This window comes from Sphingobacterium alkalisoli, from assembly GCF_005049105.1.
In the GTDB taxonomy this organism is placed as follows: Bacteria; Bacteroidota; Bacteroidia; order Sphingobacteriales; family Sphingobacteriaceae; genus Sphingobacterium; species Sphingobacterium alkalisoli.
Map to the genome: position 1 here is coordinate 811461 of NZ_SUKA01000003.1, position 25519 is coordinate 836979.

Annotated in this window: 24 protein-coding genes; 7 read left to right on the forward strand and 17 right to left on the reverse strand. The window is 42.2% G+C overall.

Annotated elements, in window-relative coordinates; genetic code table 11:
* Positions 1-67: 67 nt before the first annotated feature.
* The 14 genes from FAZ19_RS13120 to FAZ19_RS13185 all read right to left on the reverse strand — a co-directional run bounded on the left by FAZ19_RS13120 (position 68) and on the right by FAZ19_RS13185 (position 13786).
* Entirely contained in the window at positions 68-3127 is a 3060-nt protein-coding gene (locus FAZ19_RS13120) for an efflux RND transporter permease subunit (protein WP_136821156.1), read from the reverse strand.
* An 11-nt stretch (positions 3128-3138) separates the two neighbouring features.
* Positions 3139-4185 carry an efflux RND transporter periplasmic adaptor subunit gene (locus FAZ19_RS13125; protein WP_136821157.1) on the reverse strand — a complete coding sequence of 349 codons (1047 nt, stop codon included), beginning with the start codon at positions 4183-4185 and terminating at the stop codon, positions 3139-3141.
* A 7-nt stretch (positions 4186-4192) separates the two neighbouring features.
* A complete protein-coding gene (locus FAZ19_RS13130; protein WP_136821158.1) occupies positions 4193-5554 on the reverse strand; it encodes a TolC family protein in 1362 nt (453 codons plus the stop codon).
* Positions 5555-5599: 45 nt separating this feature from the next.
* A complete protein-coding gene (locus tag FAZ19_RS13135) occupies positions 5600-6169 on the reverse strand; it encodes a TetR/AcrR family transcriptional regulator (protein ID WP_169305651.1) in 570 nt (189 codons plus the stop codon).
* Positions 6170-6259: 90 nt separating this feature from the next.
* Positions 6260-7021, reverse strand: coding sequence for an SDR family NAD(P)-dependent oxidoreductase (locus FAZ19_RS13140; protein ID WP_136821160.1), 762 nt, complete (start codon positions 7019-7021; stop codon positions 6260-6262).
* A gap of 113 nt (positions 7022-7134) precedes the next feature.
* A complete protein-coding gene (locus tag FAZ19_RS13145) occupies positions 7135-7551 on the reverse strand; it encodes a hypothetical protein (RefSeq protein WP_136821161.1) in 417 nt (138 codons plus the stop codon).
* An 85-nt stretch (positions 7552-7636) separates the two neighbouring features.
* A complete protein-coding gene (locus FAZ19_RS13150) occupies positions 7637-8191 on the reverse strand; it encodes a TetR/AcrR family transcriptional regulator (protein WP_136821162.1) in 555 nt (184 codons plus the stop codon).
* A 214-nt stretch (positions 8192-8405) separates the two neighbouring features.
* Positions 8406-8570 carry a hypothetical protein gene (locus FAZ19_RS13155; protein WP_229707448.1) on the reverse strand — a complete coding sequence of 55 codons (165 nt, stop codon included), beginning with the start codon at positions 8568-8570 and terminating at the stop codon, positions 8406-8408.
* A 464-nt stretch (positions 8571-9034) separates the two neighbouring features.
* Positions 9035-9859 carry a hypothetical protein gene (locus tag FAZ19_RS13160; protein ID WP_136821163.1) on the reverse strand — a complete coding sequence of 275 codons (825 nt, stop codon included), beginning with the start codon at positions 9857-9859 and terminating at the stop codon, positions 9035-9037.
* A gap of 144 nt (positions 9860-10003) precedes the next feature.
* Positions 10004-10633, reverse strand: a complete 630-nt coding sequence (locus tag FAZ19_RS13165; protein ID WP_136821164.1) for a hypothetical protein — start codon at positions 10631-10633, stop codon at positions 10004-10006.
* Positions 10634-10723: 90 nt separating this feature from the next.
* Complete coding sequence (locus FAZ19_RS13170; protein ID WP_229707446.1) at positions 10724-11353, reverse strand: RNA polymerase sigma factor; 630 nt, start codon at positions 11351-11353, stop codon at positions 10724-10726.
* Positions 11354-11425: 72 nt separating this feature from the next.
* On the reverse strand, positions 11426-11779 hold the full coding sequence (locus FAZ19_RS13175) for a helix-turn-helix domain-containing protein (protein WP_136821165.1): 354 nt from the start codon (positions 11777-11779) through the stop codon (positions 11426-11428).
* Between the two features lie 149 nt (positions 11780-11928).
* The gene (locus FAZ19_RS13180; RefSeq protein WP_136821166.1) at positions 11929-13029 is read right to left on the reverse strand and encodes a histidine kinase; all 1101 of its coding nucleotides are present in this window, start codon (positions 13027-13029) and stop codon (positions 11929-11931) included.
* Positions 13022-13786, reverse strand: a complete 765-nt coding sequence (locus FAZ19_RS13185; RefSeq protein WP_136821167.1) for a LytR/AlgR family response regulator transcription factor — start codon at positions 13784-13786, stop codon at positions 13022-13024. Before FAZ19_RS13185 ends, FAZ19_RS13180 begins: the two co-directional genes overlap by 8 nt.
* A 129-nt stretch (positions 13787-13915) precedes the next feature.
* Here FAZ19_RS13185 and FAZ19_RS13190 point away from each other — a divergent pair, with 129 nt between their 5' ends.
* From FAZ19_RS13190 to FAZ19_RS13210, 5 genes are all read left to right on the forward strand, one after another.
* Positions 13916-14155: a hypothetical protein gene (locus FAZ19_RS13190; RefSeq protein WP_136821168.1), complete on the forward strand. Its 240-nt coding sequence runs from the start codon at positions 13916-13918 to the stop codon at positions 14153-14155.
* A gap of 3 nt (positions 14156-14158) precedes the next feature.
* Positions 14159-14827, forward strand: a complete 669-nt coding sequence (locus FAZ19_RS13195; RefSeq protein ID WP_136821169.1) for a hypothetical protein — start codon at positions 14159-14161, stop codon at positions 14825-14827.
* Positions 14718-15605: a hypothetical protein gene (locus FAZ19_RS13200; RefSeq protein ID WP_136821170.1), complete on the forward strand. Its 888-nt coding sequence runs from the start codon at positions 14718-14720 to the stop codon at positions 15603-15605. The genes FAZ19_RS13195 and FAZ19_RS13200 overlap by 110 nt, the downstream gene beginning before the upstream one ends.
* Before the next feature lie 54 nt (positions 15606-15659).
* On the forward strand, positions 15660-16679 hold the full coding sequence (locus FAZ19_RS13205; RefSeq protein ID WP_169305653.1) for a helix-turn-helix domain-containing protein: 1020 nt from the start codon (positions 15660-15662) through the stop codon (positions 16677-16679).
* Between the two features lie 241 nt (positions 16680-16920).
* On the forward strand, positions 16921-17271 hold the full coding sequence (locus tag FAZ19_RS13210) for a hypothetical protein (RefSeq protein WP_136821172.1): 351 nt from the start codon (positions 16921-16923) through the stop codon (positions 17269-17271).
* Positions 17272-17300: 29 nt separating this feature from the next.
* Here the strand turns inward: FAZ19_RS13210 and FAZ19_RS13215 are convergent, their stop codons facing one another.
* The 3 genes from FAZ19_RS13215 to FAZ19_RS13225 form a co-directional block, all read right to left on the reverse strand.
* Positions 17301-18605: a DUF3738 domain-containing protein gene (locus FAZ19_RS13215; protein ID WP_169305654.1), complete on the reverse strand. Its 1305-nt coding sequence runs from the start codon at positions 18603-18605 to the stop codon at positions 17301-17303.
* Positions 18606-18864: 259 nt separating this feature from the next.
* The gene (locus FAZ19_RS13220; RefSeq protein ID WP_136821174.1) at positions 18865-20235 is read right to left on the reverse strand and encodes a RagB/SusD family nutrient uptake outer membrane protein; all 1371 of its coding nucleotides are present in this window, start codon (positions 20233-20235) and stop codon (positions 18865-18867) included.
* A gap of 12 nt (positions 20236-20247) precedes the next feature.
* Positions 20248-23322: a SusC/RagA family TonB-linked outer membrane protein gene (locus FAZ19_RS13225; protein ID WP_136821175.1), complete on the reverse strand. Its 3075-nt coding sequence runs from the start codon at positions 23320-23322 to the stop codon at positions 20248-20250.
* A 643-nt stretch (positions 23323-23965) separates the two neighbouring features.
* Between FAZ19_RS13225 and FAZ19_RS13230 the strand changes: the two genes are divergently transcribed.
* Together FAZ19_RS13230 and FAZ19_RS13235 are read left to right on the forward strand one after the other, a co-directional pair.
* Complete coding sequence (locus FAZ19_RS13230; protein ID WP_136821176.1) at positions 23966-24505, forward strand: hypothetical protein; 540 nt, start codon at positions 23966-23968, stop codon at positions 24503-24505.
* A gap of 387 nt (positions 24506-24892) precedes the next feature.
* Positions 24893-25471, forward strand: coding sequence for a hypothetical protein (locus FAZ19_RS13235; RefSeq protein WP_136821177.1), 579 nt, complete (start codon positions 24893-24895; stop codon positions 25469-25471).
* Positions 25472-25519: the final 48 nt, after the last annotated feature.

Consider the following 25519-nt stretch of genomic DNA (forward strand, 5'->3'; position numbering starts at 1 on the left):
TCTGTTTGCAGTACCCTTATCGTTCGTTCTGATAAGGGCACTGCTGATAATAGATTACAGAAGCAAGTTATTCAGTTTCCTCCACTTCAATTTGAGGAGGCATTAATTTATACATAACCGGTGTTACGATCCTTGACAGGATAGTTGAGCTTATAAGCCCCCCGATAAGTACAATTGCCAATGGTGCTATTTGCGGATTCGGATTCAAGGCAATCGGGATCAGCCCACAAATAGCGGTTATCGACGTAAGCACAACAGGCAAAAACCTTGTTTCGCCAGCGATGTGAATGGCTACATTTATGCTGTGTCCTTTTGCTCTTAGTTGATTGGTAAAATCAACGAGCAGTAACGAATTCTTAACCTGAATTCCCGATAAACCTATGAAACCAATAATGGAGACTAAGGACATCGGATTTCCGGTTAGGAGCAAAAATATTACACCACCCAGCACACCCAATGGTATGATGGATAAAACGATAATTATCCCTTTAAAAGTTTTGAATTGTAATAATAGAACAGCTACAAAAAGGAATGCACTTAAAATGATCACGGAAAGGAAATTTCCACCGAGTGCATCTCCTTCCGATTCCGCTTCCCCAGATAATTTATAATAATACCCTTTTGGAAATTCCATTTTGTCAAGTTCCGGAACAATATCTTTCAATATATCATTGGCATAGAAATTATCCTTTGACAATGATGTTACTTTTGCAAAGCGTGACTTATTGAAATGGTTGATAGCTGTGGGAGAAGTCTCAAATCCGATGCTGGCGACCTGATCAACCTGTATCGGCGCGCCATGCATATTATTCACATATAGATTCTTTAAGGCATCGAGATTGGAGAATTTTTCTCTCGGCACTGTTATCACTACGTTTCTGGCATCTCCACGATCATCAATATAATCGCCAACGTTTAATCCGGCAACAGCCAACCTGATCACCTTATCTATATCGCTGGTCAATACACCCAAAGTCCGGGCTTTTTCCTTATCAATTGTAATTTTTATATCTGATTTATAGGTATTAAGTTCATTGTTTGTAAAAAATGTACCCGGGTGCTTACGCAACAGCTCTTCTACTTTAAATGAAAGCGCGCGTAAAGTGTCTTGGTTATCGCCAAATACCCTTACCACAATATTAGCTTCAATTGGTGTCCCCTGCTCGAAGTCCTTCACCTCAATTCGGGCATAGGGAAAATCCTGAAACTTGATCCGAAGTTTTTTGATCAGTTCGGTTTTTGCAATCGGACTCGCGTCATCATCCATCTGCACAAAAACCTGGGCAAAATCGGGTTTTATATCCTGCTGATGAACGTTGTAATAAATCTGGGGATTGCCTTTTCCTACATTTGATGTATAATAAACAATCTCTTCGTGTTTTTTCAATTCATTCTCCACCAATTTGGTCACCCGGTCACTTTCTGGAATATCAGCCTGCAAGGGCATCTTTATATTCACTAAAAACATTGGTTTCTCGGAGGTTGGAAAAAGTTTGAAACCCGCAAGAGGGAATAATAAAAATGCCAGGACGCTTAATGCGATTGATATGCCGATCGTTACCTTTGGCCACTTTAGCGCAAGCGGCATTATTCTACGATAGGAAAAGGTCAGGAATTTTTGTAAATTCTTCAAAAAGTAATTGCCCTCTCCGTGGGTATGCGTTTTCAAGATCTTGCTACCCACAAATGGCACCAAGGTCAGGGCAACTATCATGGATGCCAGTACGGCGGTAATTATCGCCACCGGCAGACTGCGAATAAATTCTCCGGCCATATCAGGTAGAAAGGCAAGCGGCAAAAATGCTATGATCAAAGTTGCGGTACAACCGACCACGGCCAGGCCAATCTGTTTGGTACCTTTTAAAACAGCATCCTTGATGGAATGCCCCTCCCTAAGCCAACGTTCTATATTTTCGACCACCACAATACTGTCGTCAACCAACAAGCCCAAGGCCACCACCAAACCAACTATGCTCAATTGATTAAGCGAAAAACCCATCATGTTCATCGCGATAAGACCTAGCGCAAGCGACAGCGGGATAGAGATCATTACAATCACGGACGCTCTAAAGCCCAATGGAAGTAGGGTAATGACGACTAAAAGGATGGCCAGACCAAAATCAAAGCCCAGGTGTCCCAATCTTTTCGCAACCATATCTGCCTGATCAAAGCTCTTGACCATTTTTATGTTTTCAGGCAAACTGTTGCTAAATTCCTCCAGCACAGGGGTGTATTCTTTTTTCACCTTACTGATGTCCACATCATCTTTCATGGCAGCGTTAACCAGTATACAACGATGTCCGTTGATACGCGTGATATGGCTAACGACACCATCCTTATAGCTAACGTGAGCAACATCTTTCAGGTAGACTATTTTGCCATTAGCATTATAAATAACCGTATTGGCTACATCGTCAACATTTTTGAATTTACCACTGGTTTTTACATTGAAAACTTTATCGGACAAGTTGATGCTCCCGCCCGGAATATCTGCTGCTTCGCTTTGTAAGCTGCCAATAACCAGATTTAAGGGTATTTTTAATTGGGCCAATTTATCCAATTGCATGTCGATCCGAATTTCCTGCTCGGGCATACCCGAATAGTTAACTTCCCGAAGATTGGTTATCTTTTCCAGTTTCGTTTTAAGGATGTCTGCCTGATCTCTCAATACCTTGGACGAAGCGGTGTTGGATATTAATGCCGTTTGAATGATTTTTACATCAGCAGAAGAAATTTTTTCCGTTTTAATCAAATAGATATCCTTCGGAAGCGCTCCATTTTTGAGTGCATTTATTTCGGTCGATATCTCCTGGTATTTATTGTCCACATCTACACCATACTTAAATTTAATCTGGATCGCAGCTACCCCGTCCTCGATCGTAGTAAGGATTTTATCAATATTTTCGAGTCCGTATATTTTGTTTTCGATAGGTTTTACGACCTGTTCTTCCATATCCTTTGGACTCGTGCCCGGGTATATAACTGTTACCAGGTATTGTGGCGGATTAGTGGTGGGGTCTTCCGACCGTGGCATGTTGAATAGCGTAAGCAACCCCACGACCGATATCAAAACAAATATGATAAGGGTAAACTGGTAATTTTTTACAGCAAAATTTGTAATTTTCATTTTTGTACAGTTTACTTGATTATTTTAATAGTGGACTGCTCGTTCAGGTAAGCACTGTTGGAAATAACAATCTGATTTATTCCCTCGAGGTTGCCACGCAGGTATACCCCGTCATTTTCAAACTTCATAATGTTTACGGGAATTTTCTTTACGCGGTTTGCACCGACTGCCGTAAACACGAAGCCTTTGTTGCCATCTGCCTCCACTAACGAACTGAACGGAATGACAACGGCATTTTCATCCTCACTGATGGCTATTTCTGCTCGCCCGAACATGCCCACAGGAGGAACAACTTTTTGAAGCTGTAGCTTCAGCTCTACCTGGAAAGAGCCGATCTCTCTATCTGCCGACTGCAGCTTTCGGAATACCGCTGCTTCAAAAAGCTGGTCTGGATAACCATCCAATCTAACCTGAGCAGGTTGACCGACCTTAATTGCGGCCCATTCCACGTCCGTTACACCGACTTTAAGAAGATAGCTGGCATTGTGCTGCACGGAGTTGGTTAGCAGTATCGGCATCCCCCCTCCCACTACTTCTCCTTCGTTGGCAATTTTCTTGGCTACAAAACCGTCAGATGCGGCATATATTTTTGCGTGGCGCTCATCAAATGCAACAGCCTCTTTGGCCTGCTTGGCAACTTCAAGGGCGGTCCTTGTATTTTGCAGCTGCTCCAAGGTAAAGACACTGTCCCTATAAAGGTTGATCGCCCGATCATAGTCGCGTTGGGCTTTTTCGACCCCTAGCCCGGATTGCGCAAGACCAGCTGCTATCTCGGTGGCATTAAGCGTGGCCAGCAATTGGCCTTTGCGGAAAAATTCTCCTTCATGTACCAGTATACGGCTGATGATGCCACCAATCTTAAAGGAATAGTTTGCCTGGTCTTCGGTACTGACCAGTCCGGTAGCTTGTATCGTGCTCGGCACGTTTAATGAGGAGACAGGGGCAACCTTTACGGCTATAACATCGGGCTCATCAAGTGGATTTGTATTTTTAGGGTGCTCATTGCACGAGAACAGAAATAATGCAGAAGCAACGATTGCAAATTGATTTTTTTTCATGTGTATATTATTGTATGTTAAAACTAGCGTTTGCACGTTCGATGGCAGAAAATGATATCCAGGTATCGAAAAGCGCAATGTTTGCTTGGAGCTGGGAATCGATCCATTGGTTTTGGGCATCCAGCAGCTCGATATAGATAGCCAACCCTTCCTTGTACAGTTTTGACATATCGTGGTAATAAATCTGGCTGGTATTTAACTGGCTCTGGGCAGCATGGTACTGGGCAATTGCCCGCTGCATATTGGCCTGCCGGACTTTAAGCTCTGTAAAGAGCTGTTGCTCCACATAATCGGTCTGAGATGCAATAGCATGTTGCTCGGCAATAGTCTGTTTGATTCGATAGTTGTTCTTTCCCGAGGCAAACAGGTTCCATTCTAACGAAATGCCAAACAAGTAATACCGGGAATCCCTATTGAATTTCCAGTCAAAAGCCTGCGACCCCAAGTCTAGATTGGCCCCGATCTTCGGAATAAGGTATGACTTTGCTAGCCCCGTTAGATCTTCATTGATATTCTTTGCTATCTTTAGTTTTGAGAGTTCTTCCCGGTTACTGATATTATCAGCCCGTAATAAATCGTCTGCAGGGAGATCCGAAATTTCATCAACCAAAATATCATCTGATAAAGGGCGGTTCAGCAGAAAATTAAAGTAGTATTGTGCAGATTCTTGCGTTTTTATTGCTTCGACGATAGCAGCCTCTATTTTTGAAACTTCATTTTGGCTTCTGACCACAGCGGTTCGGTTTATCTTTCCATTATCGAAAAGACTTTTGTTAACTCGCTCTCCTTCGGTTACCAGTTTTAAGTAAGACTGATATATTTGCACGGCATTTGTTGCCTTCAGATAATTATAGTAGGCCGTTTTGATCTCCTTCACCAGCTCCCGCTTGTAGAGAAGTACCTCCGTTTTCTGAAGATCGATCTGCTTCGACTTGATCTTTTTATTATAGCGAAGTTCCGCATTCAGAATGGGTTGGGTTATGCGAAATTTTGCATCGTAGAAATTGTCTGGATTCAACAATTCCCGTTGGTTCTGTAGCTGCGGAAAGGAGTTGCTTCCCGTAAGTTGATTAAGCGTGGCGTACACGTTATTCATCAGATCACCCACCGGGATGTCTATTGTACGGCCACCATCCGCTTTCGTGTATGTCGTAGAAAAAGCGACATTGGGCAGGAACATACTTTTTGCTTCTCCCAGTGCGTATACATTCTTTTCCAGAATAAAATTCTGTTGATTTATACTTTGGTTTGACTCAATTCCCTGCCTGATATAGCTGTCCAATTTCGATTGCGCGGCGGCTACATTTGGGGTGAAAATAGTGTAGACTATGCAACACCAAAATAGATTTTTTTGAAAAATATTAATCATTGTAATAATTTTAAACAGTGTTCAATTTTTGAACAAAAAAAAGGATTATCCTTTTTCCAGTAATGAAACAAAACACTCATATCCATATTTCATTAGGTCTTCATTTGACTTATTTTGAAAACTTGTCGTGCGGTCTTTACAGAACAATGCACATATTCCGTGAAGCGACGAAAGGAGCATAAAGGAAAAATATTCCTGATCCATTCCGACAAATCTACCTTCTGCCTGACATTCTTTGACCAGCTCCAAGAGATGATTGATCGCTTCCTGGGCAATTTTGAAGCCTCCTTCGGTAGATGCTTTTGCAGGCTCTTCTACCATAAACATAAGATTATAATAATCTTTATTATCCTGTGCGAACTGAATGAACACTCTTCCAACTGCCTTCAATCGCTCAAAAGGGTCAGCTACTTTATCCAATATCTTCAACTGGGCAAGTAATAACCTAAATCCCTCCTTATGAAGCTCGTGAAATATTTCGCTCTTGTCCTTGAAATGAAAATAGATCATTCCAGGGCTATAATTGATTTCGCTTGCAATATTTCGCATACTGGTTTTTTCATACCCCTTATCTAGAAATATCTTACGTGCCGCATCCAGGATGCGCTTCTGCATTTCTTGTTTTTCTTCTTGTTTTCTCTCCGCTATACCCATTCAGTATTAAAATAAAATCGTTTCTAAAAGTTGCTCTCCGAAATCCCCCATTTAATGTGACAATCCCGGGCTTAGTTGGCCCATAATGTTTACAGCCGCTTTTCTGCTCAAAAATCTGAAGCCAAAAAGCATCATTCTATTTTTAAACCCTTGAACAATTCTTGGCTTGTTTCTGTTATTCAGCGCATTGATTAGTTCATCAGCTACTTCTGCGACAGAAGAGACAACAAATTTTGGAAACGCGCTGGTTTCCCGTCCAGCATTGGAATGAAAATCCGAATCGGCAGCGCCTGGATTAAAGCCTGTCACAAATATACCCTTATTTTTAAATTCGTACCAAAGGGATTCTGAAAAGTTAGCTACAAAACCTTTTGTCGCTGCATACACAGCACCACCTGGCAGCGATGAGTGCGCAAGCAATGATCCTACATTTACCAAAGCATTACCGGGCTTCGCATTGTTTAAAAATGCATACGATAAACTTACCACTGCGTCCATATTTAGCACCATGGAGTCTAACTGCTCTTCAAGCGATATTTCAACGAATTTGCCGTATGTACCGGTGCCGGCATTATTGATGAGTAAGTCATACCCGTGCGTGCTGAGATGATTGCTGACTTTTTGGATATCTTCCTTTTTTGTCAGATCTGCTACAAGAATAGTATGGGTATCTGTTCCCAATAGCTCTTGAAGCGATTTGAGTTTTTGTTCATTCCGTGCCACCAAAGTGAGCCGATAATCCTGGGCTGCAAGACGTTTTGCAACCTCAAAGCCTATGCCTCCACTTGCGCCTGTTATTAATGCTGTTTTCATTTCATAAAAAATTAAAAATATTTATGCCACAAATATATTGAACAGTGTTCAATAAAATCGAACCTTTTTATAAAAATGATTTTATTATTACATCTGAAACATTATTTTTCTACTTATTTTTTTTGGTTATCGGTGTGCAGGTACGCCTTCGTTTCATATAATTCAATAACTTTTCGCTGCGCTTCCGTCAGAATTTTTAATCTGGCTAGTTCCTCGTTTTTTGTTTCTAGGTTGAGAATTAGATTTTTTATCTGGGGGTCAAGTACGTTCATTTGATTTTCAAACAAATCTCCGATGATTTTATTGTCGAGATAATATATGAACAAATTATAATTGAGTAGTTCTGAAATTTTTATCAGCTTTTTAATATCGATGGAATGGCTTTGATAAATTTCTTCCAACCCCTCATCACTTATTTCCAGATAAGCAGCTAGGACATCTGTCGTAATTTCTTTTTCTTTGACAAGGTTCCGAATTACCTCGCCTATATGCCATGAGTTAGCATTTTGTCTGTTTTCTGATTTGTCCATTTCCAAATATGTAATAGTATTGGTTACTAAATGTATCAAACCCAAGGAGCTTGAAGTGAACGTAAAAATTATTTGTACCGATTAATCAATTAATCATAATGCTATTCTTAATTGATTCAACTATTTGCTCAAAAGATTGATTAGTTCCAATCCTTGAAAGAATGGGTATCATCGCCACTGCGCTCATTATTTCCGTCGCTTTTACAAGAGGTGTTGTTGCGAAAACCATTTGTTCTCTTTTCAAGCCGTCTTCAAGAATAGATTGCAACCAATTGATCAATAATTCGTAGAAGGATTTCAGTTCATCTTTTACCCGGCTATCCATGCTATTGATATCCGATAAAAGAGCTACGACCATACATATTTTTCCTTGTCGCGCCAAAGACAAATAGAAATCCATAAACACGTCTAGTTTTCTTATAGGTGTGCTGGCCTCCACCGCAGATATTATTTCATTTTGCTTTACACAAGCATCTTGTATAAGCGATAGGATAAGATCAGATTTGGTTGGGAAATGGTAATGTATTGACGAAGTCTTAATGCCAATCTTTTTGGAAATATCTTTATAGCTAAAAGCATTGTACCCATCACGCATGACCAGTTCTGCTGTAACTTCTAATATTTTGTCTCTCGTATCCATTGTCTACCTATCTATAGATAGACAAATATATTAATTTAATTAACATCTCTTCATCCATCAATAGGAAAAAGGTATTTTTAAAATACCTCAACCCTCTTCTACTTCTAGAAAAGATGATCCCTAGCCCTACAGCTACGCATTTCAAGATAAGAAAAATCGGCCATTGCTTTGTCGATATCGGGATTTAATTTACGCAGATTAGCTTCCACCCTATTCAACAGTACTTCTTCCATTGTAAAGCAATCGTACGGTGCTGAGCCGCATTGGGATTATTGGGCTGATTGGCATATTTCACCACCAGCGCGACACTATCGATAACGGTACCGCCCGAGCTAAACTGATGCGACCTGTAGTCTGAACTCGGCGTTGTATAGAACATATTCTGTGCTAAATAAAAACCACCCAGTTAGGTGATCACCCGGTTGAGTCAAAGGCTAACTAAGTTGGGGTGAGCACTAACCTGGTATCTTTCCCGGGTGGCAGCACCCAACGGGAGGTCACCCTACCATCGGATACCTTATAATTTTCAATAACCGGGGCGGGTGTCTGCACCATTTTAAGCCGTGCAACGATCAGAATCATACAAACTCAGCCGTAATTGGGGAATATCATCCGCTTTTTTGATCGGATATAAATACCCTTATATATTATCCAGATACTCCACATTCCAGCGTAACGTAACCACACCCGTACCGTCTACAAATCCCTATAGACCCGTCAGCGGCAGTGGTGGAATAAATAAAGCCATCTGGATCGAGATGGCTTTATCTTGAAGAGATAATAAGAAACTTATCCATACGACGGAGTACACGAAGAACTACTCGGCCTGCTTATATTAATAATTTAGTATAAATTACCTACTGTGTTATTTATTATCCAGCACGGAGTAATTTTAATTACTGACATAGGTAATCCAGTAATAGTTTGATATTGTAAATATTTGTTCGCGCACTCCCTAACGACATCATCTTTTTGCTTCTGCAACTCTTTTAATCTCGCAATATCTGCGGCATAGTCATCTAAAGATGGTGATTCTAGTTCTACATATGTTGAGAGCCCCTGCTTTAATGAAAAGTGTGAAAAATCCCCATATTGATCTTGGTGTTTTGTAACATAAAAATAAACTTCGTTTAAATCGTATGGGCCGAAGTTCAAATCAAAATTATTTTTTACAACATTTATTAATTCATTAGCAGTTGTAAAACCAGAAGTAGGATTAAAAGCTTCATACAAGTTATAATTTGGAGTTGAATTCATATTACTAATCGCATAAAGGTGACTCATATAAACACCTGATATTTCTTCGTCAGGGGGTGCAGTATCATCATCGCCTGGAGTATTTGGGTTTAAGTTATTTAGATAATGAAAGTCTATACTTAATAAATTTAATCCTCCTGGATAAAATCCAGGATTAATATCTAGTAAATTTTCTGTAGAAGCCACTCGTAATGAAGCTAAAAATAAAATCTTTTCATTTGAACTCAATGTATTAAATAAATTTTGATCGATACTATCGCTGTCAATACTTGATAAACTAGCGATACTATTATTGTCAGCTACCTCAATCAACTCGTCAAAAGAGTTTGCCTCAATGAAATCAATATCATTGTTAAAATTTGAACATGATATACAAAATAACACGAGAACAACATTTAGTATTTTTTTCATAATTTAAAATTTAGCAATCAATAAATAAATACTTGTACCTTAAGTTTAAGATATCAAACAAAACAAGAAACCTTAATATGCTTAGCAAAGAGCTATAAAAAATGTGCTTTGCTAAACAATCGCAACAAACTAAATTTAAAATGTTTAAAATGGAGGAATTTCTGGTTGATCTCCTTCAGAATAGTATGTTTCATCGCCCAAAAAGACTGAATAAGATATTTCACTAGTTATCAAATCGACATGCTTTACAATATAAAATATGAAATTATCGTGATTGGAGGATCTATTTAAAAAGGCTGTATAAATTGTTGGGACAATGCTAAGTAGTGATGGAGCGGAATTGAAATTTATATTTGATTGTAGATCAGTATGGGAATCATCCATATAATTTGGCACAGATCCTGTGATATAATACTCAGTTGTCATGTAAGGTGCAAAGTCAAGATTATACTCAGAAAGTTCAGCTAAAGTATCAGAAAGGCTAATAGTATGTTGGTACAAGTTATACGGATGCATGCCAGGGTTAACATCATTATTCCTAACAGACACTAAAATTGATAAAAAAAAATTTTTTTCGTGCTGACTAAACAAATCATATTGATTGAGAATCGTTGAGTCTACAATAATTTCAGATCCTTGATTATTTTCTAAACTCATTTTTAAATCTAATTTCAAATGTTTGTTTTCTGAAATAAAAGAAAGGTCTTCAGCAAACTTTTCCTTACAGGAAACAGAAATTAGAATAACAGTTAATAAACACAAGATTATTTTCATAATAAATTCAAATTAGCTTCTCTTTGTATATAATATTACGAACGAAAGCGAAAAACTCACTAATGGAAATGTGAAAAAATTACATTTTTTCTAAAAAAATAATAATAACACCATTTTCAGCCCCTTTTCATAACGGGAAGTAAATATTCGAATCTGTTTCATCGCTAAAACAAGGTGATTACTGATCGTCGCCGGTGAGATATTTAGCAATTTGCTCACCTCTCCATACGATTTACCTTCTAATTTGCACAAGGTAAAAATCAATTTACGTTGGGGAGGCAACTGATCAATAGCATTTTCTAAAATGGCCCATTCCTCTTTTTGTAGGTAAGTATCTTCTACGGAATCATGTTGATGGACACCCTGTATCAGTATACTGTCATATACAAGCTGGTTCCGGACATTTCGACGGATAAGGTCTATGGCCATTGAATCTGCGATGCGAAGCAGGTAGTTATGGAAGTTCTTTTCCACATCGATAGACGATCGATTCGTCCAAACTCTAATAAAAACATTCTGTAACATCTCCTCCGCCTCATCTTCATCCTTCAATAGATATAAGAGGCGTTTAAATATCGATGCGGAATAAGACTTATAAACCAACTCAAAGGCCATTTTGTCGTCCGAAACAAAGAGAGTAAGGGTTAATTTATCTATTTTTTTCAAATCCACCAGCCACCAGGTTAATTTTACATTAGTAAATGTATAAAATTTCAGCATTTTTATCCAAAAAAACAAAATAAACACCCAAACCCTCTTCTATTTCTAGAAAAATTTCAAAAAATTAAACTTTTACACCTTTCCCTTCGGGATACTGTACCAGTTTCGCATATTTTCGACTTCATTCTCACGGAAGCGCACAGATCTTCCCTTCTTCACGGTGGTAATTTTCCCTTCCTGCCGTAAGTTGAACAGTGTGGCCCGCACAATGCCCAACCTCGCACAGGCATCATCTATGGTAAGTAATACAACCCCTTCTTCAACATCGGTAAATGATATTTCGCGTGCAGAAGAGCTCTGTGGGGGGATGACAGCAGGCAGCGTACGATTAAGTTCTGCAGGAACTTCTAAGGAGTTATACATTTTGGTCAAAACAGCATGGCACTGTTCGACATGCTCAATTAAAATTAAGAGAGATTTAATCATGGTCTTTGATTTAGGACCATCCAAGTACAAGCACAGAAGCTCCCTAATATTGGTTAGCGCAACGCAAAAACGACCAAGTTCGATACGCTACATTACGGAAATCCTCCATAGATAGTTGGTTTATAAAATCCTAATTTACTAAAATTTAGCTACGCGTCTTCTCCATGCAAAAATAATTCAACGGTAAACGTATTGCTGTCGATGATAATATGGATCTGATTTTCGGGATGAAGTAGCTTCAGCGTTTTTTCCATATGCTCTAGCTGACCGTGTCCTTGCTTCACCTCCGGTAAAGGCCGCGCCGCCATATGGTTAAAAACAACAATATGTACCCCATGATCGTTCCATGGCTTTATGGTCAAGCTTGCAGGCTTTGCCTGCTGTGTAATGATGCCGTACTGGCAGGTATTTTCCAATAGATTAAAGATGAGCAGCGCCGGGATCCTGCGGGCTGGCGTAGACCGATCGATGTGTTGCTCGATATAAATCGCTTTACTTTTGCGGATAATATAGATCTGCAGTAGACGGTCGACCTGTTCGAGTTCATCCGTCAAGGAGACGAACAGCTGATTTTCAAGCGTCATATAAAAACGCGATATGGTACCTAATATTTCGATCGCCTTGCTCGCTTCGGGGTGCTGTATACGATTTAGTTCCTCAATAGTCGTCAACGTATTAAATACAAGATGTGGCATTAAGCGCTGCTGATTCCATTTAAAAAGTGCGTCGCGTAGCTGCTTCTCCAGTTCCATTGAGGCTTCATGCTCTCTCGCGCGTTCCGCTTCCAGTTGTTCCTCTCGCTTCTGGGAAGCTTCACGCTTCTTCTGCCTGTTAAAAGCGCTGCGTAGAAAAAAGTGGGTCAGTCCCAATACACTCGGAATCAAAAATGTAAACGTTATGTGGTAAAAGTTGCTGATGTAGAAACTTTTTAGCCCGGTAAACTTTAGTGCCCCCTGCCAAAAGCTGAAGGCGATGATGGCGATCGTAAACACCATCAATTGTAGTGCATAGACGATAAACCACCACGTCAGGCGAGCCTTGCGTTGCTGCAGCTGGGGAGCCATGAACCAACGCGAACTCACAAAGATCCCGACGTGAAAGGCAAGAAGTGTAAAAAACTCCTTCGCCCCCTGAAAAGCATGCGGTACAATTTGATAAAGATATAGCCAAAGCAACAGCAACCCACCCACTGCGAGCGCTACCTTTAACTTCCTTAAGCTAGCTAGATTTTTTATGGGTACGCTATCCATCCAGCCCTTTCCGTTTTAAATAACGCCGATAATAGGGCATGCCTTTGGCCGAGATGCTAAACGCCCAGCCAGGGACGGTGACACCATCTTTTAAGTGGTCCATGATAAACTTGACATGGACAAGCTGACTGGCATTGACGTACAAAAACAGGTTCGTGGATTCATATTCGCGATACAGGGCCGCAATGCTCGTTTTCAGTCGGCCGGTCAAGACGATCTGACCTTGTTGATTTAACGTATAGACATGCACATAGTTGCCCTTACGCTGGACATAGACCAAATCGGCGATGGCGATGCGAATGTCCCTATCGGTATGGTCTATGTCTTCTTTTGTAGTGGGCATAGCTTTTATATTTATATAAGTAGGAATCCGCACCGGGGCTTTGGGATTTCGTGGATTGATCAAATTTTCAATCGTCTCATTCAGTTCAGCCTGTGTGACAGATTTAGGCAATTTTGCATCCGCCAAGTGACTTTCTCCATCCAACGAATATTCGGGTTTGCCCGTATAAAGTATGACGCAGTCAGCACGTTCACGGAATAATCTGACGGCGTCTGTACCCCGCATACCCTCCATTACAATGTCGCAGAACACAAAATGAATCCGCTGTTCGGTGGCATCGAGGTAGTCAATGGCGTCCAAGGCAGCATCGAACTTCTCCACCACCTGTACTTTACCCGTAAGGTCGAGCTTATGGGCAAGATTGCTGGCCGCATAAGGTTCATCATCCACAACAATAGCTAAGTAACGCATCATCAATACTCCTTATTGGTTAATAAACTTTCAAGTTATAAAAAAAAATACCAAATCCGCATGTTTCCCGTCACTTTCTTCAAAATAAATTAAAAAAACAAAGAATTTAAGCGAATAAATACAAAAAATGTTATGAAGACAACTCAAATTACTATTGCAGGAATTGCACTGCTTACCCTTGCAATCCTCGGTGCCCAAAAAGAAACGGCACAGACGACTTCTCATTTCGAGAACGCTAAAATTATCGAGCTGGCAGACGCAGATCCCGACGATCTCGAAGGCGTATCGACACGGCTTTTGTACCCACAAGAACCAGACGACCGATGGCACGATGCGCCACTAATTGAGTATCTGGCCCGCAACGCGCAATAAGGTATGCGCTGGTCTTACACCATAGGCATCCTTTATTTTATCTGGCATCTTAGCACCAGTATCCTGCACAACATCGTACTGCTCGGTACCGGTGCCAAGCCGGATGAATCCCCTATGCTATACCATGACGTACTGTCGCAGTATCGAAAGCTACCGCCTGTACGTTACTTCGCCCAACTGGCCGGTCTCCATGGAAGCTATTGCTTTTATGGACCCGAAGTGGGTAGTAGCTACCACAGCCTATTTGTACTGGAAGATTCCGCTACACATCAGAAAAGCATACTCTCCGACCCTGGCTTGCGCAGCCATGCCAGTCGAATCCGATACCGCAGCCTTCTGGAAGTAGCCGGTGGGTGGCTGTTACAAGTCGCCCCTCATGAAGATAGCCAGGTACAGCCCCTCGCCAAGGCATTAGGCGTATCCATCTGCCAGCACATGGCCGCACGCCATCCTGGCCTTCACATTACCTGCAGCTATCTGGCAATGGGCATACCACCTATGGGATCGAGCGATGCTAACGTAAAACCTACACATGTATTACTTTTTAAGACAAAAACCATTTATGATGAAGCACACGAAGAATCACACGACGATGCTTCTTCGCGGCCTACAATACCTACCCATTGGCATCGGCCTGTTACTCGCCGTGGAAATGATGCGGATATGGCCTGACCTGCCCTATTATTATGGCGCAGATGCTGTCATCGATGCAGCGATAGCTGCACATTGGCGTACCGGCGTAGGTTGGAGCCTTTCCGAGGTCCTGTTTCATTTTCCCCAACTCAGCGTACAACTTATCGCGTTGCTATACATTACACTTTGTTTACTGCTCTGTTGGCCGCCGACGGTACGCGCGAGCGCCTTCGTACTGCTGTTTATCCATCAGGCCTTTTTTCTCAGTGAGACCAGCTGGTCTTATGGCGTCGATTACCTGGCACAGACCGGCCTGTTTATCAGCGTTCTGTTTTACCCCGGTAGCGATAAAACTGCAGCGCACCATCGCTGGTCGCTTATGGGTATCCGGCTGTTGCAATGCCAGTTGGTCGTCGTCTATTTTTTCGGAGGCTTGGGCAAATTATTTGGCGAGAGCTGGTGGAACGGCACCGGTATCTGGAAAGCCATCCATCAGCCCTTTAGCGGCGAACTCCTTTCTGCTCCTACTTTTATGGGTTCATGGCCTTACCTGTGGATGGTTGCTGGCTTACTTACTGTACTAATCGAGTTGTTGCATCCCATCGCCTGGCTTGGGAAGCGATACCGACATTTTATTTTGTATACCACTATTGCCTTGCACATGGGCATCGGATTATTTATCGGCCTGTACCACTTCGCGGCGCTAATGATCTGGTACAACCTGTGCGCCTGGTACTACCCTTATAAACACACAACGACCACATATAAACGAACCCCGCTTGAGGACAATCCGAAACGTGTTACAAGCACCACCTGATTGATTGTACTCAATACAAGGAAAGGAGGACTAACCCCATTAAAACCAATGATTATGCGAAAAAGCGCTTTATTTAAAACAGAATCGATCTTCGGCCGGGCGTTGCGACAGTCCGAGATCAAAAAACTAACCCCATCGCTGAAGATCCAGGATGGTGAGATTATTTACCGAAGAACGGGCTCATGCAGCAGTATTGAACAGGATTTCAAAGGGTATCTGGGCTACCTGCAACATTTCGACTGGGTGATAGACAGAGATATTGTCGTCCCAGTACAGGTAAAACAGCGGGATGTCTATGCCATCTACGCGATGCGTGCGCGAGGTAGGTTGCACCTTACCGATAACGAAGGCAAGCACATTATGGCGCTCGGCGAACGCCGGGCACGGTATGTCTACTTACCACCGGGTGATTATTCGTTACATCTTTCGGCGGGCCGGTATCAATTGTTCGATTTCTATTTCAGCATCGGCATATTCGATGATGGCGCCGACGAAACCTTTGATTTTCTGAAACCCTTATTGGATGCACATCGCAGCGCGGCATCCGAACCAATCGTGACGGTGGATTTCCACGTAGGCACAGAAACAGAGATCTATATACAGGTACTATGTGCCGGACTGAAAAAGGGTGATCTGGATAGCCAGATTTTTATCATCCTAACCATGAAGGAACTGGTTAAACTATCCCTAGAAGAGATCAGACAGGAATACGATCCCGGTAGCCATGCCGCGGCAATTGCCGCATCTGCCAAGTTGCTCATCGAGATTAATACCGAAGCATATGGCATACAATATAAACTGGATGTGCTACCCAGCATGTTAAACATCAGTCGCAACCATTTGCAATTTATTTTCAAAGCCGAGACCGGTCAATCACTCAAGCAATATCAAAATGTGCTGGTGAGCAAAAAAGCAAAAGCGCTGTTAACCGCTCAAAAGACAATACAATATACGTCTGACGCATGCGGATTCGTAAACGTGCAATCTTTTTGTCGATTCTTTAAGAAGGAAACAGGCATAACGCCTGCCGAATTCAGAGATGACAACGCATCTAAATTTCCAACAAATGGTTAATACATTCCCAACAAATGGTTAAAACTTTCATATGTAAGCCTTTATACATTTGTATCGTACGCTTTTAAGTTTCACTAAAACTAATGTAAACATGAAAAGAAAGATCTATAAAAGAAAATTTGCCGTATTTCCGGGTAGGCCGGTAGATTGAGACAATCTGCAACCCTGAGGCTGCACCAGCCGACGAACCGCAATACAAAATCAAATTTATACAACATACATCACTTTAAAAAAAACTGTCATGAACAGAAAAATTAAAACAATCATTAAAGGAGTAGCTGCCCTATTCGTAATAGGTACAGCTGCTACAGTAAGTGTACATGCATTGACAAGCGATGCAATAGAAGAGAACAAAGTAACAGTCACTGTACAGGATGAACTGCACTGGTTTAATGACGTTACATCAGACTACGAGGGCGCCAATACGCCCGATAATCAGGAAGCGGAAGCAGGTGGCTGCGTTCAAAATGAGCCTGGCTGTCAAAGCGGATACACGCCTCAGCAGCTGATTGACGAAAACAATCCAGAAGCGGGTGTCAAGCCGGAAGCAATCGGTAGTCCGGCTGCAACATTAGGATTACCCCAGTCTTAATCTCATATTTTTGGACTGTGGAAAAGGGGCTATATCGCCCCTTTTTCATTGTTACGGTCTTTTACCAACAACACATCCAGGTTTCTCACAGTTTCCTCCATCCGGAGTCCAAACGGTTCAAGCGATCGATTCATCAGATCTAGATCATCATACCGAAGGTAAAACGAAAGATCCACTTTCATATCTCCTGAAACACCTGTCTCGTCTATAATGGGAAGTGGCGGCGGCTCGACAGCATATGTTCCCCTTTGCATATTTAGTACGAAGAGACGCCATGGCACATTCCGCATCTGAAGATGATAGTTCATATCCAACTTATTGATTAGCTCCGCTGACTTACCCGCTAGATCAACATCTTTGAAACGCGTTAACACCAAACATCGGGTATCTCGCTTCACTATCCCCGCCTTTACTTGAAAACGCCATTCCACCTCTTGTTGCAGATACTGCATCGTTTTCTCCGAGGGTGCATTCCGGTGAACATTTAGATCAAACACGAATCTATTATCTCCTACACCCGGATAATCCGGAATCACATCGCGTCGGTTTCCCACTTCAAATACAACCTGATCTTTATGGAGCAGGGGCATCTGAAAAACATATTTCATCACACCGACGACATCGGTATCGTATGAATACAGACGAATAATATTGCCTGTCTTCGTATCCGTGCTGCGACGTATACCTCCGGCAAAATAATAAGTGGGATCCTTCTCGGCCATAAACAGGGAAATCGTCTCCTTATCCAGCAGATAATCCCTGATATTATCCCGCACTGGCCGTTCGGCATCAAGCTTAAGCTCCGTCTTTTCAGGAAAAGAGAGTTCATCCCCTGCAATAAACCTATCGATGCTGCCACGCGCCTTATGCGTACCCTGTGTGATATGACGGATTACACCCAATGCGTCTACCCAAACAAAAGTGCCGTACATACGGTACTGAAATTTCTTATGCAGTCCACTTTCTGCTGTTATTATGGGTAGCTGTACATCGCGTATATTATCAATACGCTTCTTAGCATTATTTAGTTGTCGTAAACTATCTGCGCAGAGCAAAACCACTTGTATATCCTTGTTGTATCTATGTTGCATACGCTGATGGCGCGGCATAGCTTCTATACAGGCCTTACATGCGACTCCCCAGATTTCAATCAGCGTAAGCTTCTTCCCCTCGGCAGGGATGCGTATTGTAGATTCACTATGATTTTGCACCTGGTCGAGCATCAGGTCCAAGGTATCCCCTACTTGATAATATCTTTTATCCTGCTGTGCCCAGCTTTCTTTAGACAAAGAAACGCATAGCATGATCAGTATTATAATCCATCTATATTTCATATGTGTATAATTATTCATTTGTGTTTGTTTTCAATGGAATTCATGAATGCTTCGCATTTTGATTTTCAATGGTCATATGGAATACTCATGTGTGTTTGTGTTTTCGGAAACATGAGTATTTCATTTGTAAATAATTACTTCGTGAGCTCGCAAGCTCGGTTATTCATTATGTGGGTTTTCAATGGCATTTATGAGCTCATGAAATAATAACATCCATTCGTGTTCGTAAAGCCTGTGCTACATGGGTATTTCATATCGTTTAGTTATTGATAAGGGAGGGATTACGCAACAGTTCCGATTCCGGGATCGGCAATAAAAGGTTATCTCCCGTCCACTCCGCTTTCGTTTTTGGCATCTCGCTATCAATGATTTCCCAGCGTTTAAGATCGAACCATCTGTGGCCCCACTCGGCGAATAGTTCCGTGCGGCGTTCTTTTATGATTGCTTCCATTACTTCTTCCTCGTCCATATCTTCGGGATACTCCGGTACGTCTGCTCTACGTCGTAATGCATTAAGATCTCTGATCGCCAGACCATTTTGTCCCAGATGCCAGAGTGCCTCCGCCCTTATCAGAAACTGTTCAGCCAAACGTAACACGACATTATACTCCGTCTTGGTCGTATTCGCCCGAATCTTATATTTAAAAGGATAGGTATAAGCAACACCGGCCACACTTCTGGTCTGCGCCCACTGCGTTAGACGCTTGTCACCGGATTCAAATGCTTGCAACAGTCCAGGATAAATTGCATGCGGTGGCCTGACTGTTGCGGATGATGGTATAAAAGCAAATCCTTCCGCACTGTTATAAGAGACAATGATCGGATAGAGCTGCCAGATCGCCTCCCGGCTTCCGGACAGAAATACGGATTCGAGATCACCTTCCAACTGATAATGATCTTCTGGACTATTGATCACTTCCGCTGCGAGCCTGGCAGCATCAGGATAATTTTTTCTATAAAGATACACCCGCGCAAGCAGCGCCTTTGCTGCATACATATTGGGGCGGGTACGGGTATCGTTGGGATAGCTCCCACTCATTAATTTTTCAGCCAGCAGCAGATCGTTCTCAACTTGCTTATAAAGCTCATCAACTGAAGCTTTCGCAAGTAGTCTATTCTTTTCATAATCGGTCTGTAGAACTAATGGAGCCTCACCAAACAGGTTCACCAGATAAAAATTAGCCAATCCACGCACAAAATAGGCCTCCCCCAGTAGAAGATCTTTTTCAGCAGTGCCGATCGCATTGCTCTTTCCCAATCCCTCCATGATGGCGTTGGCATGGTAAATATAGTTGTAGATAGGTGTCCATGCCGAAGCCAATACCGGATTTGAAGTCGGCAGGACTGCATTGTTCAGGAAAATATCAAAGTTTGCATTTGGAGCCGTATTGGCAAACTCATCCGCAGCCAGTCCCATGTAAAGAGACATGAAACCGTTGAGCAAATGGTTATTCGTGGAGGTCATCCTTCCGTACATGCCAATAATAGCCGATTCGGCAGTTTTCTTGGAGGAAAACACCTCCTCCGCCATAATATCCTGTACAGGTGTATCAACCTCTAGAAAGCCTTCGCAGGCTGTAGCATGCAATAATGCGAGAGCGGTGACTATAAAATATATTATCTTTTTCATGGTTATAATCGTTTAAAGGGTTATTTCTACACCAAATACATAGGTTCTTAATGGTGGCAGCACACTTACATCCTGCACTTCCGGATCGGAACCTTTGTAGGTAGTCCAAGTCAACAAATTTTGCGCACGGCCGTACAGCTGCAACCGCTGTACACCAAACCGAGAGGTCCATTCGCCCGGCAGCGCGTAATTTAGCGCAACGGTTTTGAGGCGAATAAAGGACGCATCTGAAAAAACCCTTGTATTGTTGCCGTTTGCAAACTGCAACCCGGCAATGGTTGCCTCGGTACCACGGGTTGCACTGAACTTCTGGATATCTGTATGGTCTCCGGGATATTGCCAGCGATCCAGTACGTGAGTGGGTGCGTTGCGCAGCGAGCCGGGGACAAAAAGATTGGAATATAGTGTAGACATGTAGTTCCTACCCATTTGCTTGCGGTATTCCATAAAAATATCCAACCCCATCCCCCTGTAACTGAAACTATTCTGTATCCCGCCGTAGAATTTTGGATCGAGTGTACCTAAATATATCCTGTCCTGTATATTGAGTACGCCATCCTCGTTTAGATCTGTATAGGTAAAGATTCCCGTTTCTGGATTTACCCCATCGGATACATATCCCCTAATCAAGTTGAGTGGTTTACCTACGATATATACATGTGCGAAGTTAGATCGATCCAGATCCGGGAAGGCCAGCAGTTTATTCCGTGGGATGGTCATGTTAATATTGGTAGACCAGTCCAGGTTTTTGCCTTTCAGATTATGGGACTCCAGCATAAGCTCCCAACCTGCATTCTGTATCGTTGCCGGAAAATTCTCGATAATCGTCGCAAAACCTGTTATACGTGGCAGTGGCGTTGAAATCAGCTGATTGCTGCTCCGGTTATCAAAATAGGTTGTATTCAATAGGATTCTGTCTTTTAGGAATCCCAGTTCCGCCGCCAGTGAAAACTTGCGATTGGATTCCCAACGGAAATTGGCGTTTGCCAATCCGGAAGGATACAGTCCTTTGACATTCAGGTACGCCGTACTCGCATGCGACCAGGTCTCCATATATTGATAATCACCTATCTTGTCCGAGCCTGTTATGCCGTAGCTCGCCCGTAGCTTTCCGAAGCTGAGAAAAGGACCCCGGTCTTTGATACCCCGCTCTTCAGAAAAAATCCATGCCCCTCCGATAGCACCGAAGTTACCAAACTTCCGTCCCGCACTAAAACGGCTGGAACCGTCGCGACGGCCGGAGATATTCAGGATGTACCTGTCCTTTAAATTGTAGTTTACACGGCCAAATATCGCCGAATACCTGTAATCAGATTCGTTGCTGAATAGGTTGTAGTTGGTCGCCGCACCTAGTGACCCCATCAGTTCGTCGGCCGTAAAACCGAGCGCAGAGATATTGACCCGATTATTGACGGTCTGTTGAAAAGTCGTACCGATCAGTACCTGTAGACTTCCGGCGAGCAACTTGTCATTGTACTCCAACTGCGGTTCGACGATCCAGTTGTGGTATTTATTATCCCCGGTTGTCATCGAGCCGTCCACGTCATATTGTGGATCCTTTGAAATCTTAGGCGCTAGATACTCTGTAAACGTCGCCGTCGTATTATAGCCTGCACTAAGCTTAGCGACCAACCCCTGCCACAAGCTATACGATAGGTTAAGGTTGCTCGTTAAAGCATTTGACCTTGACTCAAATTTCTCCTCGGTATACGCAAACGGATTACCATAATATAGCGGTATCCCATTGTATTCCCAAAGCAGATTCCCCTCCCCGTCTCGCTTCTGCGGATAATTGGGGGGCAATACGATCGTCAGGTTAGTGAGGTCCGATACCGTATTCTTGGTACTATTGGTGCCATACCCACCCGTGAGCCCGATCTGAAACCGCTCATTTTCCGACGTATGATTCAGGTTGAAGCGTGCCGATGCACGCGTATAGGGCTTTGTATGCCGAAATACCAGATTCTCCCTCACATACCCCCCGTTTATCATAAACTGCGTGTGGGCACTGCCACCCGATACGGATAGCTGTGCATCGGTAGAAGAGGCACTTTTTCCTATCAGCTCTTTCTGCCAGTCCGTCTCTGCATGTTGATCCCATAATACCAAATCCGGTGCATTACTGACCGTGGGTGTCACCCCATCATTGGAAAAGGCTTCCCGACGCATTTCTAGATATTGCTCGGTATTGAGCAGATCGACCAGTCGTGTTACGCGGTTTATACCTCTATGTAGTCCGGCCTTTACCACTGTCTTGCCGGTGCTTCCTTTTTTTGTTGTAATGAGCACCACACCGTATGCGCCGCGCGAACCATAAATCGCTGTTGCATCGGCATCCTTGAGCACCTCGATACTTTCGATATCGGCAGGATTGATCAGGGCAAATGGGCTAAGCGGCGTATTGCCCAACATATTGGTGGCATCGTTATTGGCTGCGAAGGGAACGCCATCGATAATAAATAACGGATCAGCCGATTGATTGGGATTAAGATTATTGCGCCCCTGTATTTCGATATTGACCCGGCTTCCGGGTACGCCACTGGTTTGGGAGACCACTACCCCCGGTATCCTTCCGGAAAGTGCTGATAGCGGGTTGGAGACGGGTTGATTTGTGATATCAGCCCCGGATATTTTCCCCACGGATCCGGTATTTAACCGTCTCGTAGTAATCCCGTAGCCGATAACAACCGCTTCATCCAATATATTGTCGACAGGCGCTAACTGTATGTTTATTGAAGTAGTCTTCTCATCATATGCAACGCTTTGCTCGGTAAACCCGATATGTTTAATAATTATCGTGCCGTTGGGTTTATTCACTAAGATGGCAAACTTACCTTCTGCGTCTGTACGCGCTTGCTGTTTATCCACACTTACAGAAGCATTCGCTATCGGTTGCCCGTCGGCAGCCGAGCGTACCACTCCTCCGAGGGTACGACCCGACTGCGCCTGGACATCACTAAACAACACACATATAAGACTTAATACGAAGCTGAACAGCGTGCAGCTTCGGTTATTTTTTGATTTGAAAAGATGGGATAGCGGCTTGAAATAGCACAGTCCTCTCCCACCCTTAAAAAATATATTCATTTTTTAAAGGTTTTTAGGATGTGACCCGTACTACGTGCTCTCGCTAGATTTTTATAGCGCTATTCATCTCTACCCAAGCCTAAAGCTCAGGTCACATGTAAATAAATTGATTGATTAAGAATCGGATGCCAGACGCGGTACATAAAAAGGTTTAACAGATTTCTTCAAGGCATTCACCGATATGAGAACTCCGTAAATGGAGTTGAGCCTTACCGAACTATTCGGGGGCCGAGATTTTGTTCTGGTACAGTTGTTTTTTTTCGTGTTTCATTTGACTTGTTTATTAACAAGTCTCGCAGACGGTATGCAATTGAATGAAAAAGGGCTGCATCCCGTAACTCCAAAAGTTTCTCAGGCCTTAGTCGCGACGAGTGAACAGCAGCCCTCTCACACCTCGTTTGAAGTAATACGAAAGTAAGACTTTTAAACGAAAGTGTGGAGTATTTTTGTGCTGCCTTGCCACTTGGCCTGAGAAATGGAGCTGCAAGACCTTGAAATACCTATATTTCAAATATTTTATTCTAATTATCTTATCTTATTCATATACAAATATAAAAACAAAATTTAAAAAGACAAATTTCGTTTCTAAAATAGAAACAAAAAGCCTAATCCATTTTATGTCATTTGAATAAAACAAATACTAATGACTAAAAATACGGGATTAAAATCCACAGGGCGAAAGCCAAGAAAAGACTTATTTCCCGAAATAAGGAAATCTCTAGGTTTATATTTAAGAAAAACAAGACTATCGGAAAATTACTCACTCGATGACATCGAATTTATTTCTGAGTTGACCAAATCTGTCATTTGGAGAGTTGAGGAAGGGTTAGCCTATGATATAGACCAATATATCGAATACGCTTCAGTATTAGGAAAGACCTTTCACACATTGTTCAAAGAAGCAATGATATCCTATCCTGTTGGACCTCGGTTGGCGCTTTCACCGGAAAGAATGGCTAGGGTTGGACTAACTACAAAAATCAAAGAACTAGTTACAGAGGAAAAACTATTTGAAATCGAAACAACTGTCGAACATATCTCCACTTTGCTAACACAAAAAAAGAGAGTTGAAAAAACAAAGAAACTAAGTTCTTCAATATCTACAGTGCTAACAAATTGGGTCGATGATGGCATATTAACAAGTAGGAAATCTGGCAATATAAACTACTATAAATTTAAATGAAACTGTATTGAAAAAAAGCAAATGGTGATTGGGTTGACGAAAAGGAACTTTCAAGTCTCGTTCTGACGCATAGCGCTGTGAACTATTTGAAAGTAATAGAGCAAGACGAAAAAAGCACCTATCGCGATGATAGCTGTTTAGGCGAAATTACATTTTCCCCATCAATAGCAAGAGAAATAAATGACAGCATTGTGCCGCAATCAAAGCCAAATCATGGAGACGACATTCTATATCTTTTTGAAAACAGACAGCGAATCAGAATTCATTGCAAAGAAATTGAACTAGTTGCTAGGTCTGATTAATGTGATGCGAATGTACCTCCGAGGCTGGACACAAAAAGGATGGTAATGCGCGGTTTGATTATGGTATGGAGTACAAAAATAACAGATGAATATAAAAAGAATCATACTTACTACGTTATGTTGCACTTTATCTGGACTCCTGTTCATCTACTTGATCAAATGGGATTGGTCATTTTTCATCCCTCCTGTATCTATGGCGTTAAGTGTATCACTCACAAACTATGATCTACTATCAATACGCAAGAAATGGCTAGGATTGCTTCTGCATTTATCACTATCTATCATGTTATTCTTCACCTCAATCGGCGTGACTTTTGGGATGTCCACGACGATCGACAATTACTTTGCCGTTTTTTGTTTAGGTTGTGCCTTTACTGCCATACTATTTGCATTAATCACGAATGTTATCTTGCCTTTTCAGCATTTTTGGATTTGTTTACTAATTATCACGATCCTATCACTGATGGCTTTTCCTATAGCCTCCTATTTCCATGAAAACCCTCAGCCTATCCTATCGATCTTGAAAGGCAGAGAGAATATAGCAGTCGTGTGGATGACGTTGGTCGGAATGGGAACCTCTATCGGTGGATATTACGGATCGATTAGTGCCAGTTATTTCGGTCAGTTGATGCCGGCTATTACGGTTCAAAAGGTGCCATTTTAGAATAATTTCAGCCCCGTTTTTACGGTTCGTTTTGTGCCATGTCCATTT

Coding starts and splice junctions, on each gene's coding strand:
- FAZ19_RS13120 (WP_136821156.1), bottom strand. CDS start 3,127: ATGAAAATTACAAATTTTGCTGTAAAAAATTACCAGTTTACCCTTATC.
- FAZ19_RS13125 (WP_136821157.1), bottom strand. CDS start 4,185: ATGAAAAAAAATCAATTTGCAATCGTTGCTTCTGCATTATTTCTGTTC.
- FAZ19_RS13130 (WP_136821158.1), bottom strand. CDS start 5,554: ATGATTAATATTTTTCAAAAAAATCTATTTTGGTGTTGCATAGTCTAC.
- FAZ19_RS13135 (WP_169305651.1), bottom strand. CDS start 6,169: ATGCAGAAGCGCATCCTGGATGCGGCACGTAAGATATTTCTAGATAAG.
- FAZ19_RS13140 (WP_136821160.1), bottom strand. CDS start 7,021: ATGAAAACAGCATTAATAACAGGCGCAAGTGGAGGCATAGGCTTTGAG.
- FAZ19_RS13145 (WP_136821161.1), bottom strand. CDS start 7,551: ATGGACAAATCAGAAAACAGACAAAATGCTAACTCATGGCATATAGGC.
- FAZ19_RS13150 (WP_136821162.1), bottom strand. CDS start 8,191: ATGGATACGAGAGACAAAATATTAGAAGTTACAGCAGAACTGGTCATG.
- FAZ19_RS13155 (WP_229707448.1), bottom strand. CDS start 8,570: ATGTTCTATACAACGCCGAGTTCAGACTACAGGTCGCATCAGTTTAGC.
- FAZ19_RS13160 (WP_136821163.1), bottom strand. CDS start 9,859: ATGAAAAAAATACTAAATGTTGTTCTCGTGTTATTTTGTATATCATGT.
- FAZ19_RS13165 (WP_136821164.1), bottom strand. CDS start 10,633: ATGAAAATAATCTTGTGTTTATTAACTGTTATTCTAATTTCTGTTTCC.
- FAZ19_RS13170 (WP_229707446.1), bottom strand. CDS start 11,353: ATGCTGAAATTTTATACATTTACTAATGTAAAATTAACCTGGTGGCTG.
- FAZ19_RS13175 (WP_136821165.1), bottom strand. CDS start 11,779: ATGATTAAATCTCTCTTAATTTTAATTGAGCATGTCGAACAGTGCCAT.
- FAZ19_RS13180 (WP_136821166.1), bottom strand. CDS start 13,029: ATGGATAGCGTACCCATAAAAAATCTAGCTAGCTTAAGGAAGTTAAAG.
- FAZ19_RS13185 (WP_136821167.1), bottom strand. CDS start 13,786: ATGATGCGTTACTTAGCTATTGTTGTGGATGATGAACCTTATGCGGCC.
- FAZ19_RS13190 (WP_136821168.1), top strand. CDS start 13,916: ATGAAGACAACTCAAATTACTATTGCAGGAATTGCACTGCTTACCCTT.
- FAZ19_RS13195 (WP_136821169.1), top strand. CDS start 14,159: ATGCGCTGGTCTTACACCATAGGCATCCTTTATTTTATCTGGCATCTT.
- FAZ19_RS13200 (WP_136821170.1), top strand. CDS start 14,718: ATGATGAAGCACACGAAGAATCACACGACGATGCTTCTTCGCGGCCTA.
- FAZ19_RS13205 (WP_169305653.1), top strand. CDS start 15,660: ATGCGAAAAAGCGCTTTATTTAAAACAGAATCGATCTTCGGCCGGGCG.
- FAZ19_RS13210 (WP_136821172.1), top strand. CDS start 16,921: ATGAACAGAAAAATTAAAACAATCATTAAAGGAGTAGCTGCCCTATTC.
- FAZ19_RS13215 (WP_169305654.1), bottom strand. CDS start 18,605: ATGAAATATAGATGGATTATAATACTGATCATGCTATGCGTTTCTTTG.
- FAZ19_RS13220 (WP_136821174.1), bottom strand. CDS start 20,235: ATGAAAAAGATAATATATTTTATAGTCACCGCTCTCGCATTATTGCAT.
- FAZ19_RS13225 (WP_136821175.1), bottom strand. CDS start 23,322: ATGAATATATTTTTTAAGGGTGGGAGAGGACTGTGCTATTTCAAGCCG.
- FAZ19_RS13230 (WP_136821176.1), top strand. CDS start 23,966: ATGACTAAAAATACGGGATTAAAATCCACAGGGCGAAAGCCAAGAAAA.
- FAZ19_RS13235 (WP_136821177.1), top strand. CDS start 24,893: ATGAATATAAAAAGAATCATACTTACTACGTTATGTTGCACTTTATCT.